This window comes from Sulfurivirga sp. (assembly GCF_015490265.1).
Taxonomy (GTDB): Bacteria; Pseudomonadota; Gammaproteobacteria; order Thiomicrospirales; family Thiomicrospiraceae; genus Sulfurivirga.
This window is the reverse complement of sequence record NZ_WFYD01000133.1, coordinates 1-12,226: the sequence shown is the minus strand read 5'-3', so window position 1 is coordinate 12,226 and position 12,226 is coordinate 1. Positions and strand designations below refer to the sequence as shown.

Annotated in this window: 14 protein-coding genes and 1 tRNA gene; 8 read left to right on the top strand and 7 right to left on the bottom strand. The window is 65.7% G+C overall.

All coding sequences use genetic code 11. The features are described 5' to 3' along the window. Positions 1-70 precede the first annotated feature (70 nt). The 4 genes from ychF (at position 71) to F8K16_RS08725 (ending at position 3,390) form a co-directional block, all read left to right on the top strand. On the top strand, positions 71-1,162 hold the full coding sequence (gene ychF, locus F8K16_RS08740; RefSeq protein WP_294949584.1) for a redox-regulated ATPase YchF: 1,092 nt from the start codon (positions 71-73) through the stop codon (positions 1,160-1,162). A gap of 111 nt (positions 1,163-1,273) precedes the next feature. Continuing rightward, positions 1,274-1,350: transfer RNA gene (locus F8K16_RS08735), tRNA-Met, on the top strand. Between the two features lie 49 nt (positions 1,351-1,399). Beyond that, positions 1,400-2,851, top strand: a complete 1,452-nt coding sequence (locus F8K16_RS08730; protein ID WP_294949581.1) for a glycosyltransferase family 39 protein — start codon at positions 1,400-1,402, stop codon at positions 2,849-2,851. 11 nt (positions 2,852-2,862) lie between these two features. After that, complete coding sequence (locus F8K16_RS08725) at positions 2,863-3,390, top strand: alkylphosphonate utilization protein (protein WP_294949579.1); 528 nt, start codon at positions 2,863-2,865, stop codon at positions 3,388-3,390. 34 nt (positions 3,391-3,424) lie between these two features. Here F8K16_RS08725 and F8K16_RS08720 read toward each other — a convergent pair whose 3' ends face one another. Together F8K16_RS08720 and F8K16_RS08715 are read right to left on the bottom strand one after the other, a co-directional pair. Continuing rightward, the gene (locus F8K16_RS08720; protein ID WP_294949575.1) at positions 3,425-4,165 is read right to left on the bottom strand and encodes a flagellar motor protein MotB; all 741 of its coding nucleotides are present in this window, start codon (positions 4,163-4,165) and stop codon (positions 3,425-3,427) included. Next, on the bottom strand, positions 4,162-4,932 hold the full coding sequence (locus F8K16_RS08715; RefSeq protein WP_294949571.1) for a MotA/TolQ/ExbB proton channel family protein: 771 nt from the start codon (positions 4,930-4,932) through the stop codon (positions 4,162-4,164). Before F8K16_RS08715 ends, F8K16_RS08720 begins: the two co-directional genes overlap by 4 nt. A 79-nt stretch (positions 4,933-5,011) precedes the next feature. On the opposite strand from F8K16_RS08715, the gene F8K16_RS08710 reads away from it, so the two are divergent. Further along, positions 5,012-5,446 carry a hemerythrin domain-containing protein gene (locus tag F8K16_RS08710; RefSeq protein ID WP_294949567.1) on the top strand — a complete coding sequence of 145 codons (435 nt, stop codon included), beginning with the start codon at positions 5,012-5,014 and terminating at the stop codon, positions 5,444-5,446. Here F8K16_RS08710 and ubiB read toward each other — a convergent pair whose 3' ends face one another. Genes ubiB through hslU form a run of 5 tightly spaced genes read right to left on the bottom strand, consistent with a single transcriptional unit; the run spans position 5,447 to position 10,079 of the window. Then, a complete protein-coding gene (ubiB, locus tag F8K16_RS08705; protein WP_294949564.1) occupies positions 5,447-7,063 on the bottom strand; it encodes a ubiquinone biosynthesis regulatory protein kinase UbiB in 1,617 nt (538 codons plus the stop codon). Beyond that, on the bottom strand, positions 7,063-7,683 hold the full coding sequence (locus F8K16_RS08700; RefSeq protein WP_294949561.1) for an SCP2 sterol-binding domain-containing protein: 621 nt from the start codon (positions 7,681-7,683) through the stop codon (positions 7,063-7,065). The genes ubiB and F8K16_RS08700 overlap by 1 nt, the downstream gene beginning before the upstream one ends. Beyond that, the gene (ubiE, locus tag F8K16_RS08695) at positions 7,683-8,432 is read right to left on the bottom strand and encodes a bifunctional demethylmenaquinone methyltransferase/2-methoxy-6-polyprenyl-1,4-benzoquinol methylase UbiE (protein WP_294949558.1); all 750 of its coding nucleotides are present in this window, start codon (positions 8,430-8,432) and stop codon (positions 7,683-7,685) included. The genes F8K16_RS08700 and ubiE overlap by 1 nt, the downstream gene beginning before the upstream one ends. Further along, the gene (locus F8K16_RS08690) at positions 8,410-8,766 is read right to left on the bottom strand and encodes a gamma-butyrobetaine hydroxylase-like domain-containing protein (RefSeq protein ID WP_294949555.1); all 357 of its coding nucleotides are present in this window, start codon (positions 8,764-8,766) and stop codon (positions 8,410-8,412) included. The genes ubiE and F8K16_RS08690 overlap by 23 nt, the downstream gene beginning before the upstream one ends. Then, on the bottom strand, positions 8,763-10,079 hold the full coding sequence (gene hslU / locus F8K16_RS08685; RefSeq protein ID WP_294949551.1) for an ATP-dependent protease ATPase subunit HslU: 1,317 nt from the start codon (positions 10,077-10,079) through the stop codon (positions 8,763-8,765). Before hslU ends, F8K16_RS08690 begins: the two co-directional genes overlap by 4 nt. A gap of 175 nt (positions 10,080-10,254) precedes the next feature. Between hslU and dapF the strand changes: the two genes are divergently transcribed. From dapF to F8K16_RS08670, 3 genes are all read left to right on the top strand, one after another. Further along, the gene (gene dapF / locus F8K16_RS08680; RefSeq protein WP_367122991.1) at positions 10,255-11,091 is read left to right on the top strand and encodes a diaminopimelate epimerase; all 837 of its coding nucleotides are present in this window, start codon (positions 10,255-10,257) and stop codon (positions 11,089-11,091) included. Next, a complete protein-coding gene (locus F8K16_RS08675) occupies positions 11,084-11,764 on the top strand; it encodes a DUF484 family protein (protein WP_294949548.1) in 681 nt (226 codons plus the stop codon). Before dapF ends, F8K16_RS08675 begins: the two co-directional genes overlap by 8 nt. Continuing rightward, the coding region (locus F8K16_RS08670) for a site-specific integrase (protein ID WP_294949545.1) at positions 11,748-12,226 on the top strand (479 nt) is incomplete at its 3' end. The genes F8K16_RS08675 and F8K16_RS08670, both read left to right, overlap by 17 nt.

Genomic DNA, 12,226 nt, shown 5'->3' with positions numbered 1-12,226 from the left:
ATCGTCTCCGGCGACTGGGCCACGGCCATGAACCACCTGCATTCATTCAAGGCATAAGAGGATTTCATCCATGGGATTCAAGTGCGGCATCGTCGGGCTGCCCAATGTGGGCAAGTCCACCCTGTTCAATGCGCTTACCAACGCCGGCATCGAGTCGGCCAACTACCCGTTCTGCACCATCGAGCCCAATGTGGGCGTGGTGCCGGTGCCGGACCCGCGCGCCGACCGCATCGCCGAGATCGTCAAGCCGGAGCGCACCCTCTACACCACCATGGAGTTCGTGGACATCGCCGGTCTGGTGGAAGGCGCCTCCAAGGGTGAGGGGCTGGGCAACAAGTTTCTGGCCAACATCCGTGAGACGGACGCCATCGCCCAGGTGGTGCGCTGCTTCGACAATGACGACATCGTCCATGTGGCCGGGCGGGTGGATCCGGTCTCCGACATCGAGGTGATCAATACCGAGCTGATGCTGGCGGACATGGAGAGCGTCGAGAAGGCCATCAACAAGGTGCAGCGCAAGGCCAAGTCCGGCGACAAGGAGGCCAAGGCGCTGCTGGAACTCTACGAGAAGGTGCTGGCCGGGCTGGAGCAGGGCACGCTGATCCGCGCTCAGGGGCTGAGCGAGGAGGAGATCGACGCCCTTTATGACCTTCACCTGCTCACCATCAAGCCGATGATGTACATCGCCAACGTCAACGAGGACGGCTTCGACAACAACCCCCATCTGGACGCTGTGCGGGCGCTGGCCGAGAAGGAAGGGGCGCCGGTGGTGCCGGTCTGCGCCGCCATCGAGGCGGAGATCGCCGAGCTGGAGGATGACGAGAAGCTGGCGTTTCTGGAAGAGATGGGGCTGGAGGAGCCGGGCCTCAACCGGGTCATCCGCGCCGGTTACGACCTGCTCGGCCTGCAGACCTACTTCACCGCCGGCGTCAAGGAAGTGCGCGCCTGGACGGTGAGAAAGGGGGCCACGGCGCCGGAGGCCGCCGGCGTGATTCACACCGACTTCCAGAAGGGCTTCATCCGCGCCGAAGTGATCGCCTACGAGGACTTCATCGAATATGGCGGCGAGCAGGGCGCCAAGGAAGCCGGCAAGATGCGGCTGGAGGGCAAGGACTACATCGTACAGGATGGCGACATCATGCACTTCCGCTTCAATGTATAGGCGGTGGAGACGGGGTCTCCCCCGTTTTTGCCGGGTGCCTGCGCGGGCGCGTGGCAAAATCTGCGCCGACGGTTGATTTTTGGCGGAAAAATCCTAAAATACGCGCATCTCGGCTGCATAGCTCAGTTGGTCAGAGCACATCACTCATAATGATGGGGTCCCTGGTTCGAATCCAGGTGCAGCCACCAGATTCCAAGGCCACCCGTTGCGGTGGCCTTTTTGTTTTACAATCGCCGCATGATCGCATCCCGCCACCTGTTTCTGCTGCTGGTCGGCCTGCTGGGCCTGCACCTGTGGCTCAACGCACTGCTCCCGCTGGGCGTGGACGAGGCTCACTACGCGCTCTACGGCTGGTATCCGGACTGGAGCTACTTTGACCATCCGCCGCTGATCGGCTGGCTGGAATGGCCCTTTGTGCGCGGGCTGGACGCCAATTGGGCGGTGCGGCTGCCGGCCATCGGGCTGGGCTTGGTGTTGCTGTGGCAACTGGTGCGGCTGGCGGAGGCGCTGTTTCCTCAGACGCCTGCGGTTGGCGGCTGGGTGCTGTTTCTCGCGCTGTTCAGTCCCCTGCTGCATGGCCTGACGCTCTCTCCGCTGCCGGATCTGCCGCTGGCGCTGGTCACCGTGGTGCTGGCCCGTTGGCTGTGGTCTCACCGCCATGATGAAAGTCTGCGCCAGCCGTGGGTGCTGGGCGTGCTGCTGGGGCTGGCTGCCCTGTCCAAATACACCGCCATCACGCTGGTGGTGACGGTGCTGCTGATGATCGTCCTCTACGGGCGCTGGCGCTGGCTGGCGCAGCCGGGCCTGTGGGGCGCGGCGGGGTTGACGCTGCTGATGCTCGCTCCGGTGCTGTGGTGGAACGCTCAGCATGACTGGGCCTCATTTCTCTACCAGCTGCACCATGGCACCCGTCATGCGGACTGGTCACTGCGTCGTTTTGCCATCAGTCAGGGACGGCAGCTGGGCGCCTATGGGCCGGTGCTCTATCTGGGCGCGCTGATGCTGTTGGGCTGGGCGCTGCTGCGCTGGCGGCGTCTGCCGGAAGGGGGGCGCTTCGCGCTGCTGTTTGCCCTGCCGGTGCTGGCGCTGTTCGGCTGGAGCGCCGGACACGAGCCGATTCTGCCTCACTGGCCGGCGGTGGGGTGGTGGCTGCTGCTGCCGCCGCTGGCCTGGTGGCTGGCGTCCCGACGCTGGGTGCTGTGGCTGCATGGTCTCTATGGTGGGCTGGCGTGGATCGGCGTGGCGGCATTGCTGGCCGGCGCCGCCTGGCCGTTCGGGGGGCCGGATCCGCGTCTGGAGATCGCCGGCTGGGAGAATGCGAGCCTGAGGCTGGACCGCTGGCAGGCGCAGCTGGCCCGGCAGGGCATTGAGGTGCGCAAGTTTTCCGGCAACTGGTCGCTGGTGAGCCGTCCGGCATGGTATCTGCGCCACCGAGCGGACCCGGCCGTGTTCAGCGCGGATGGCAGGCGCACCCAGTTTGATTTCTGGTTTGGTCGTTTACCCCGGGGTGTGGATGGAGTGGTGCTGTGGCACAGCTATTTCAATGATGAGCGCTCACCCGCCGATCGGGGACTGTTCGAGCGCTGCCGGCTGCTGGAACACTGGCCGGTGCGCTGGCAGGGGCAGGCGCTGGGCGCAGAATTCAGGATTTACCATTGTCACAACTGGCGGCGGGGCCGCCATCACTGAAGGAGAAGCGCATGAGCGATGCATGTCAACTGTGTGGGGCGGATCAGGACGTCGAGGCGGTGGCGCTGGCGCCACGGGACGAGACAGTGGCGCTGTGCCCCGTCTGTCGGGACCAGCTGATCGGTGAGGCGGCACTGGACGCCAACCATCTGCGCTGTCTGAACGAGTCGGCCTGGTCGCAGGAACCTGCGGTGCAGGTGGCGGCCTGGCGTCTGCTGAAGAAACTGGCGGCCGAGGGCGAGACCTGGGCGCAGGACCTGCTGGACATGCTCTATCTGGAGCCTGATGTGCTGGAGTGGGCCGAGGCGGACGAGGAGGCGGAAGAAGAACTGACACTCAAGGACGCCCACGGCAATGTGCTGCGCAATGGCGACACCGTCATTCTGGTCAAGGATCTTGACGTGAAGGGGGCGGGCTTCACCGCCAAGCGCGGCACGCAGGTGAAGAACATTCGCATCACCGATGATGGCCGGCACTTCGAGGGCAAGGTGAACGGCACCAGCATCTACATCGTGGCCGAATACACCAAGAAAGCCTGATCCCTTCCGGGCGTCCCGACCGGGGCGCCTTCATTCATTTCATCTCTTTTGTCTTGACGGGCGCGGCGTCGCTTTCCACCAGAATTTCCACACGGCGGTTCTTGCGCCAGGCTTCAGGTAGTGGGCGGGGATCCAGCGGTCGGGTGTCCGCCAGCCCCACGGCGCGCGCCTGCTGCGGACGGATCTTGCCCAGACGGATGAGCGCTTCGATGACCGAGGCGGCCCGGGCGGCGGACAGCTCCCAGTTGTTGCGGAAGCGGGGGCTGTGGATGGGGCGGCTGTCGGTATGCCCCAGCACCTGCAGGGTGACCGGCTGAGCGGACCAGTCCGGCAGCTTGTGCAGCAGGCGCAGGAATTCGGGCGTGAGGGTGGCCTGCCCCGGCGGGAAGGCCACGCTGCTGGGGAAGGTGATGCGCAGTTTGCGTCCCCGGTCTTCCAGCTGCACGTTGAGCTGCTGTTTCTCAAGGGCGCTGGCGTAGGTCTGGATCAGGCTGTCGTAAAGGGGCTTGAGATCCTCGATGGAGGTCTTCTCCGCCGTGCCGGTGCTGTCGCTGGACTCTGACTGCGTCCTTTGCTGCTGGAAATACTGCTTCTGGCTGGCGGTCAGGTCACGGCCATGGCCGAGGGCGTCGGTCATGGATTTGACCACGGCTTCGTACTTCTCCACCTGAATGGTGGACATGGAGAACAGCATGACGAAAAAGGCCATCAGCAGCGACATCATGTCGGCGAAGGTGGCCATCCAGGCCGGCGCGCCGCTGTTTTTCTGGCTCATTCCGCCGCCTCCTGTTCGGGCGCGCCCTTCTGCTTGCCGTGCAGATAGACCGACAGCAGCTGACGGGCGCGGGCGGGATGCTCGCCGTGGATGATGAACATGACCGCATCGGCGATGAGCGCCATGCGCACCGCCTCATCCTCCGCCCACGCCTCGATGCGGTCGGCGATGGGCAGGGCGAACAGGTTGGCCAGCAGGGCGCCGTAGAGGGTGGTCAGCAGCGCCACCGCCATGGCCGGGCCGATGCTGCTGGGGTCGGACAGGTTGGCCAGCATCTGCACCAGCCCCACCAGGGTGCCGATCATGCCGAAGGCCGGGGCGGCGTCCCCCATGGCGCGGAAGACGCCGGCGGCGGTCTCGGCCTTTTCCCGGAACAGGTGGCGCTCCTCTTCCAGAAACTTCTTCATCGCCTCTTCAGGATAGCCGTCCACCAGCATCTGCACCGACTCCTGATAGAAACGGTTGCCGATTTCCACGTTTTCCGCCGCCAGCAGGCCCTGCCGGCGGGTGACCTTGAGCAGTTCCTCGGTCAGATCGATCAGACCGGGCAGATCGGAAACCTCCTTGGGGGGAAAGATGGCGCGCCAGCTCATGGCGATGGCGTTGAGAAATTCGCCGGGTCGGAAGCGGATCAGCGTCGCCGCCAGGGTGCCGCCCAGCACGATGAGAATGGAGGGCACGTTGACAAATAGCATCACCGACCCGCCGGCCAGAATGGCCGCCATGATGATCAGCACGCCGACAAGCTGGGCAAAAAGGGCGCTCATGTCGTTCGATAGAAAACTTTTTTGTTGTGAGAAACCGACGGCCTTAACATGGAAAAGACCCCGCTGACAGGAGGCAATTATGGCAGTTTACCAAGCAGAAAGCATGCCCAGAGTGGCCCGTGAGGACATGAACGCGGTGCATGCAGAGGAGATTGAGATGGTCAACCGCATCGGTGAACTGATCGAGGCGGTGGAGCAGGGTGCCGAGCCGGCGCCCCTGCATGAGGCGCTGGATGCGTGGCTGGCCCACACCCGCGCCCACTTCGACAACGAGCATCGCATCATGGAGGAGACGGGCTTTCCCGCCTATCCGGTGCACCGGGCCGAGCATGAGCGGGTGCTGGCCCAGCTGGAAGAGGTGGTGCGCCGTTATGAGGAAAACGGCGAGCTGGCGCTGCTGAGACAGTTCGTCTTCGAGATCTGGCCCGGATGGTTCGACAACCATGTCAACACCATGGACTTCGCCACGGCGCATTTTGCCGAGATGGCCGCCCGTGGCGGCCCGCCGGTGTGATCAGTCCCTGAGGACCAGCAGCAGGCCGAGGGCCATGAGCGCTCCCTGCTCGATGAGCCCGAGCGGGAAGACGGGCAGCAGTGAGAGCACCACCAGCATGATGCCGAAGGTGCGGTTGCGCGCGGCGCGGCGGCTGCGGATCAGCTCCTGCCGCAACGCCCGGAGTTCGGCGGTGGTGGGCTGGCCGGGGCGGTGGACGGCGTCATCCAGCACCCGGTGGATCAGCTTGGGCAGTTCCGGCGCCCGCTCCAGCCAGTAGGGCAGCTCCTCACGGGCGCTGCGCACGAAGCCGCGCAGGCCGACCCGTTCCTTCATCCATTCTTCCAGGAAGGGTTTGGCGGTGTCCCACAGGTCCAGCTCGTCGTTGAGCTGACGGCCCAGCCCTTCGATGTTGAGCAGCGTCTTCTGCAGCAGCACCAGCTGCGGCTGCACCTCCATGCCGAAGCGCCGCGCCGTCTGGAACAGGCGCATGAGGAACAGGCCGAAGGAGATCTCCTTGATGGGGCGGCCCCAGATGGGCTCGCTCACGGCGCGGAAGGCGGCCTCCAGCTCGTTGACGCGGGTGTCGGGCGGCACCCAGCCCGATTCGATGTGCAGCTCGGCCACCTTGAGGTAGTCCTGATTGAAAAAGGCGAGGAAGTTCTCGGCCAGATAGCGCTGGTCCTCCGGGGTGAGGCTGCCCATGATGCCGAAGTCGATGGCTGCGTAGCGCCCGTCGGGCAGCACGAAGATGTTGCCCGGGTGCATGTCCGCGTGGAAGAAGTTGTGCTTGAACACCTGGGTGAAGAAGATGATCACCCCGTTGCGGGAGAGGCGTTCCAGATCCACGCCCTGCCGCTGCAGTTCGTCAATCTCGCTGATGCGGGTGCCGTAGATGCGCTCCATGGTGAGCACCCGCGGCGTGGTCAGGTCCCAGAACACCCGCGGCACGTAGAGCAGGTCGGAGCCTTCCCAGTGGCGTCTGAGCTGGCTGGCGTTGGCGCCTTCGCGCATCATGTCCAGTTCGTCGTGCAGGGTCTTGTCGAATTCGTGCACCACTTCCACCGGGTGCAGGCGCCGCGCCTCCGGCACCAGCGTCTCCAGCAGTTTCGCCAGCGTGTAGAGGATCTCCAGATCCTGCTCGATCACCGGCTGAATGTCAGGCCGCACCACCTTGACCACCACATCCATGCCGCTGGGCAGGGTGGCGGCATGCACCTGGGCGATGGAGGCGGAGGCCATGGGTTCGAGGTCGAACCGGGCGAAGGCTTCATCCAGTGGCTGACCCAGCTCGGCCTCAATGATGGCGCGGGCCTGCTCCGGGTCGAACGGCGGGCAGTCGTCCTGCAGTCTGGACAGCTCCACACCAATGTCGTCGGGCAGCAGGTCCTTGCGGGTGGAAAGCGCCTGGCCGAACTTGATGAAGATGGGGCCGAGCGCTTCCAGCGCCAGCCGGATGCGCTCGCCTCGGCTGCCTCGCACCCGACGGCCCCAGTTCCACGGTAGCAGGCGATTGAGCATGATCAGCCAGCGATGGCGGCTGTTTTCCAGCAGCAGCCGGTCGATGCCGTGCAGGGTGAGGGTGCGCTGAATGGTGATCAGTCGCCGCAGCTGGCGCAGGAAGGCGGGCGCGCGCATCAGGCGTTCTCCTCTTCAAGGCCGGCGATGCGCTTTTCCAGCCGTTCCACCCGCTCGGCCAGTTCTGCCACCTGCTGGCTGAACACCTCGAAGCTTTCCCGCGTGGGCAGCAGGTCGAGTTCGAACTGCAGGTAGTCCTTCAGGCTGGTCCGCAGGGTCTGCCGCAGGTTGTCACCCAGCCGTTCCAGCGGACGGCGCGCCTGTTCCAGCAGGCTGGCGGGCAGAAGCCCCAGCCAGCGCTCCACGAAGGCGCCAATGTCGGGCGAGAGGCTGCCGAGGCAGTCCAGCAGCCGTTCGGCCACCGTCGTGTCCCCTTCCAGCGCGGCGCGGCCTTCGTCCAGCAGGCGGGCGCGGGTGTCCGGCTGCTTGAGCAGCGGCCACAGCAGGGCATGGGTGCGGATGACCGCATCCGGCTCGCCCTCCAGCGTGCGGTTGAGGGCGATCTCGCCCGGCTGGATGATGAGGTAGAGGGTCATGCCCAGATCATCGAAGGTCACCTGCACCGTTTTGCCCACCAGCGGCTGCAGGCAGGCGCCCTGACGGGCGTCGTAGCGCACGGTGGCGTTCAGCAGCGCCTCCAGCGCGGCGTCGATGGCGGCGGGCAGCAGGCGGGCGTCCATCAGAACACCCAGCCCCGGTGCAGGGCGACGATGCCCTGGTTCATGTTGGTGTATTCGGCCCGGTCGAAGCCGGCCTCCAGCATCATCTCCCTGAGGGTTTCCTGATCCGGATGGCGGCGGATGGATTCGGCCAGATAGCGGTAGCTGGCCTCGTCATCGGCGATGAGTTTGCCCATGCGCGGCAGAATGTGGAAGGAGTAGAAGTCGTAGGCCTTGCGCAGCAGTTCGCCCTCCACCTGCGAGAACTCCAGAATGAGCGCCTGCCCGCCGGGCCTGAGCACCCGGCGCATCTCCCGCAGGGCGGCGGCCTTGTCGGTGACGTTGCGCAGGCCGAAGGCGATGGTGACCCGGTCGAAGACGCCGTCCTCGAAGGGCAGCTGTTCGGCGTTGGCGATGGTGAAATCCACCCACTGGGCCACGCCGGCATCCACCAGCCGGCGGCGACCCACCTGCACCATGTTCTCGTTGATGTCGGCCAGCACCACTTCACCTGTGGGGGCGACACGGCGGGCCAGCGCGCGGGCCAGATCGCCGGTGCCGCCGGCCAGATCCAGCACGCGCATGCCGGGGCGCACGCCGGCGGTTTCCACAGTGAAGCGCTTCCACAGACGGTGGATGCCGAAGGACATGACATCGTTCATCAGGTCGTACTTGTCCGCCACCGAGTCGAACACGCCCTTGACGCGGCGGACCTTCTCCTCCCATGGCACTTCGGCAAAGCCGAAATCAACGGTTTTCTTTTCGCTCATGGCCTGCCGCCTTCAGCTGTTTGAGATATTCGTTCCAGTAGTGGCCGTAGTGCCGGCCCAGCTCGTAGAGCCGCTCCCAGGTGTAGATGCCGGTGTCGTGGCCGTCGTCAAAGTGGATTTTAATGCCATAGCTGCCCACCGGGGTCAGGGCGTCGCAGCCCACGTTCTCCTTGCCCACCTGCAGCACGTAGTCTTCCGGGCCGTGGCCCACCACTTCGGCGGACTGGGAGTGCACCCGCAGAAACTCGCAGGTGTATTCGAACACCTCGCCGGTGTCGAAGGCGACGGTGAGCTTTTTCGCCGCGCGGTCCAGCTCGATGCGGGTGGGAATCACAGGATGTACCTGCTCAGGTCCTGATCCTGCGCCAGCTCGCCCAGGCGCTCATCCACATAGTCCGGCGTGATGGTGAAGGTTTCACCGGCGTGCGCCGGGGCGTCGAAGCTGATCTCCTCCAGCAGCCGCTCCATCACCGTGTGCAGGCGGCGGGCGCCGATGTTTTCGGTGCGCTCGTTCACCTGCCAGGCCACCTCGGCGATGCGGCGGATGGCTTCATCGGTGAATTCCAGCGTCACCCCTTCGGTGGCCAGCAGCGCCTTGGCCTGTTCGGTCAGGTTGGCGCGCGGTTCGGTCAGAATGCGCACGAAGTCGTCCACGGCGAGGCTCTGCAGCTCCACCCGGATGGGCAGGCGGCCCTGCAGCTCCGGGATCAGGTCGGAAGGTTTGGCCAGATGGAAGGCGCCGGAGGCGATGAACAGGATGTGGTCGGTCTTCACCATGCCGTATTTGGTGGAGACGGTGGAGCCTTCGATCAGCGGCAGCAGGTCCCGCTGCACGCCCTCGCGGGAGACGTCGCCCTGACGCTCGCCGCTTTTGGCCACCTTGTCGATCTCGTCGATGAAGACGATGCCGTTCTGCTCCACCGCCTCGACTGCCTCGGCGCGCAGCTCCTCCTCGTTAACCATGGCGGCGGCTTCTTCGTCGGTGAGCTGTTTGAGCGCCTGGGCGATGGTCATGCGCCGGGTCTGGCGCTTCTGCCGCCCCAGGTTCTCGAACAGACTCTGCAGCTGCTGGGTCATGTCCTCCATGCCCGGCGGGCCCATGATCTGCATCTGCGGCATGACGGCGGCCACGTCGATCTCGATCTCCTTGTCGTCCATCTGGCCGTCGAGAATGCGCTGGCGGAATTTGTCGCGGGTGGTGGCCATCTCGGCATGGCTCTGGGTTTCGAAGCCGCGTGCCGGCGGCAGCAGGGCGTCGAGAATGCGCTCCAGCGCCCGATCGCGCGCCTGTTCGCGCACCCTGTCCATGGCCTTTTCCCGCAGCATCTTGACGGCGTTGTCCACCAGATCGCGGATGATGCTGTCCACGTCCCGGCCCACATAGCCCACCTCGGTGAACTTGGTGGCTTCCACCTTGATGAAGGGGGCGTCGGCCAGCCGCGCCAGCCGGCGGGCGATTTCCGTCTTGCCCACACCGGTGGGGCCGATCATGAGGATGTTCTTCGGGGTGACTTCCTGACGCAGATCATCGGGCAGCCGGCTGCGCCGCCAGCGGTTGCGCAGGGCGATGGCCACGGCGCGCTTGGCGTCCGCCTGGCCGACGATGTGTCTGTCCAGTTCCGCAACAATTTCTTTCGGCGTCAGCATGGCGTTTCCGGTTCCTGTGTGAAATGCGCCTATTATAGCGGTGGGGCGGCACGGCGCCGCCGCTGGGCTATATAATCGCCGCAGAAGGCGTGGCGGACGGGGTCTCCCCCATTTTTGCAGGCTGCCGTCGCGGCGCGCCGCGAACGAACCGGAAAAAAGCAGGCAAGAGGGCGTCATGGGGCTGGAATTCGCCAAAATGCACGGTCTGGGCAACGATTTCATGGTGGTGGACGCCATCTCGCAGCGGTTCGAGCCAACCGCCGAACAGGTGCGCGCGCTGGCGGACCGCCACTTCGGCGTCGGCTTCGACCAGCTGCTGCTGGTGGAGCGGCCCCGGAGCGAGGCGGCGCTGTTCCGCTACCGCATCTTCAACGCGGACGGCTCCGAGGTGGGCAATTGCGGCAATGGCGCCCGCTGCTTCGCTCGCTTCGTCTTCGACAGCGGGCTGACTGACCGGCGCGACATTCCCGTGGAAACGGCCGCAGGACGCATGGTGCTGCACATCGAGGACGACGGCTGGGTGCGGGTGGACATGGGGGCACCCCGCTTTGCGCCCGCCGAACTGCCCATGGACGTGCCCACCGAGCAGGACCGCTACCGGGTGGAGGTGGGCGGCGAGACGGTGGAGGTGGGCGCCGTGTCGGTGGGCAATCCGCACGCGCTGGTGCGGGTCTCGTCGGTGGAAGCCGCGCCGGTGGAGACGCTCGGTCCCGCACTGGAAAGCCACCCCCTCTTTCCGGAACGGGTCAATGTGGGCTTTGCCGAGGTGGTGGACCGCTGCCACGTGCGCCTGCGCGTCTATGAGCGGGGTGCGGGGGAGACGTTGGCCTGCGGCACCGGCGCCACGGCGGCGATGGTGATCCTGCGCCGCTGGGGCGAGGTGGACGATACCGTGGAGGTCAGTCTGCCGGGTGGCAGCCTGCGCATTCACTGGTCCGGCAGGGAAGGGGATTCCGTCTGGATGAGCGGGCCGGCGGAGTGGGTCTATCGCGGGGAACTGTGCCATGAGTGAACTGCGCCCGGAGCAGGTGGCCGACTGGCTGGCGCGCCACCCGGATTTCTTCCACCACCACCCGGAGCTGGTGGAGCAATTGAGCGTGCCCCACCCGGATCACGGTCGGGCGGTGTCGCTGCTGGAGCACCAGCTGCACCGGCTGCGGGCGCGCAAGGCGCAGTTGGAGCAGGATGTGGCCGCCATGGTGGCCATCGCCAGCGACAATGGCCAGCTGTTCGAGCGCCTTCACCAGCTGATCTGTGCGCTGCTGTCCACCCACAGCGATCAGGCGGCGGTTGCCCTGCTGCGGGTGCGCACGCAGGCGCTGTTCGGGCTGGATCAGGTGCAGCTGGTCACTTTCGAGGTGCCGGCCACGCCTGTTGCGGGGCTGAGTCAGCTGGGGCCCAGCGTGGAGTGGGTGCATGCCCTGCGAGTGTCGCTCACACCCGGAAATCCCCGCTGCGGGCCGCTGGAAGCCCGCTGGCGCCGCGGGCTGTTTGCCGAGATGCCGCCGGTGCGCAGCGCCTGCATGGTGCCGCTGGGCTTTCGCCGTGTCTGGGGCGTGCTGGCGCTGGGCAGCAGCAGCGCGGACTTCTTCTCCCCGGATCTGGACACCTATTTTCTGAGCCAGATGGGCCTGCTCATCAGCGCCCGGCTGGGTCATCTGTTTGACGATGCTTGCCCGTATTGACGACTTTGAACGTCATCTTCAGGCCGGGCGCGCCAGCGCCCATACCCGTGCGGCCTACCGGCGGGCGCTGACCCGCTTTGCCGGTTTCATGCACGAACAGCTGGAACTGGAGGACTGGTCACAGGCGGATGTCCGCGCGGTGGAGCTGTATCTGCTCCATCTGGCCAGCGCGGGGCGGAGCCCCCGCACTCAGGCGCAGCATCTGGCTGCCCTGCGCACCTTTTTCGACTATCTGGTGCGGCAGAAGGTCATCACCGCCAATCCGGCCCGGCTGGTCACCAACCCGAAACAGCCGCAGCCACTGCCCGGCGCGCTGGACGTGGAGCAGACGCAGAAACTGCTTTCCGGCTTCGATGACAGCTGGGAAGGCATCCGCGACCGCGCCATGATGGAGCTGCTCTACGCCAGTGGCATGCGCGTGGCGGAGCTGGCCAGTCTCACCGTGGCCGATGGCCGGGCGCT

Excerpts from the sequence above, each read along its gene's own strand:
- ychF (WP_294949584.1), top strand. The coding sequence starts at position 71 with ATGGGATTCAAGTGCGGCATCGTCGGGCTGCCCAATGTGGGCAAGTCC.
- hslU (WP_294949551.1), bottom strand. The coding sequence starts at position 10,079 with ATGCTGACGCCGAAAGAAATTGTTGCGGAACTGGACAGACACATCGTC.
- F8K16_RS08725 (WP_294949579.1), top strand. The coding sequence starts at position 2,863 with ATGAGCGATGCATGTCAACTGTGTGGGGCGGATCAGGACGTCGAGGCG.
- ubiE (WP_294949558.1), bottom strand. The coding sequence starts at position 8,432 with ATGAGCGAAAAGAAAACCGTTGATTTCGGCTTTGCCGAAGTGCCATGG.
- F8K16_RS08700 (WP_294949561.1), bottom strand. The coding sequence starts at position 7,683 with ATGGACGCCCGCCTGCTGCCCGCCGCCATCGACGCCGCGCTGGAGGCG.
- ubiB (WP_294949564.1), bottom strand. The coding sequence starts at position 7,063 with ATGCGCGCGCCCGCCTTCCTGCGCCAGCTGCGGCGACTGATCACCATT.
- F8K16_RS08710 (WP_294949567.1), top strand. The coding sequence starts at position 5,012 with ATGGCAGTTTACCAAGCAGAAAGCATGCCCAGAGTGGCCCGTGAGGAC.
- F8K16_RS08720 (WP_294949575.1), bottom strand. The coding sequence starts at position 4,165 with ATGAGCCAGAAAAACAGCGGCGCGCCGGCCTGGATGGCCACCTTCGCC.
- F8K16_RS08715 (WP_294949571.1), bottom strand. The coding sequence starts at position 4,932 with ATGAGCGCCCTTTTTGCCCAGCTTGTCGGCGTGCTGATCATCATGGCG.
- dapF (WP_367122991.1), top strand. The coding sequence starts at position 10,255 with ATGGGGCTGGAATTCGCCAAAATGCACGGTCTGGGCAACGATTTCATG.
- F8K16_RS08730 (WP_294949581.1), top strand. The coding sequence starts at position 1,400 with ATGATCGCATCCCGCCACCTGTTTCTGCTGCTGGTCGGCCTGCTGGGC.
- F8K16_RS08675 (WP_294949548.1), top strand. The coding sequence starts at position 11,084 with ATGAGTGAACTGCGCCCGGAGCAGGTGGCCGACTGGCTGGCGCGCCAC.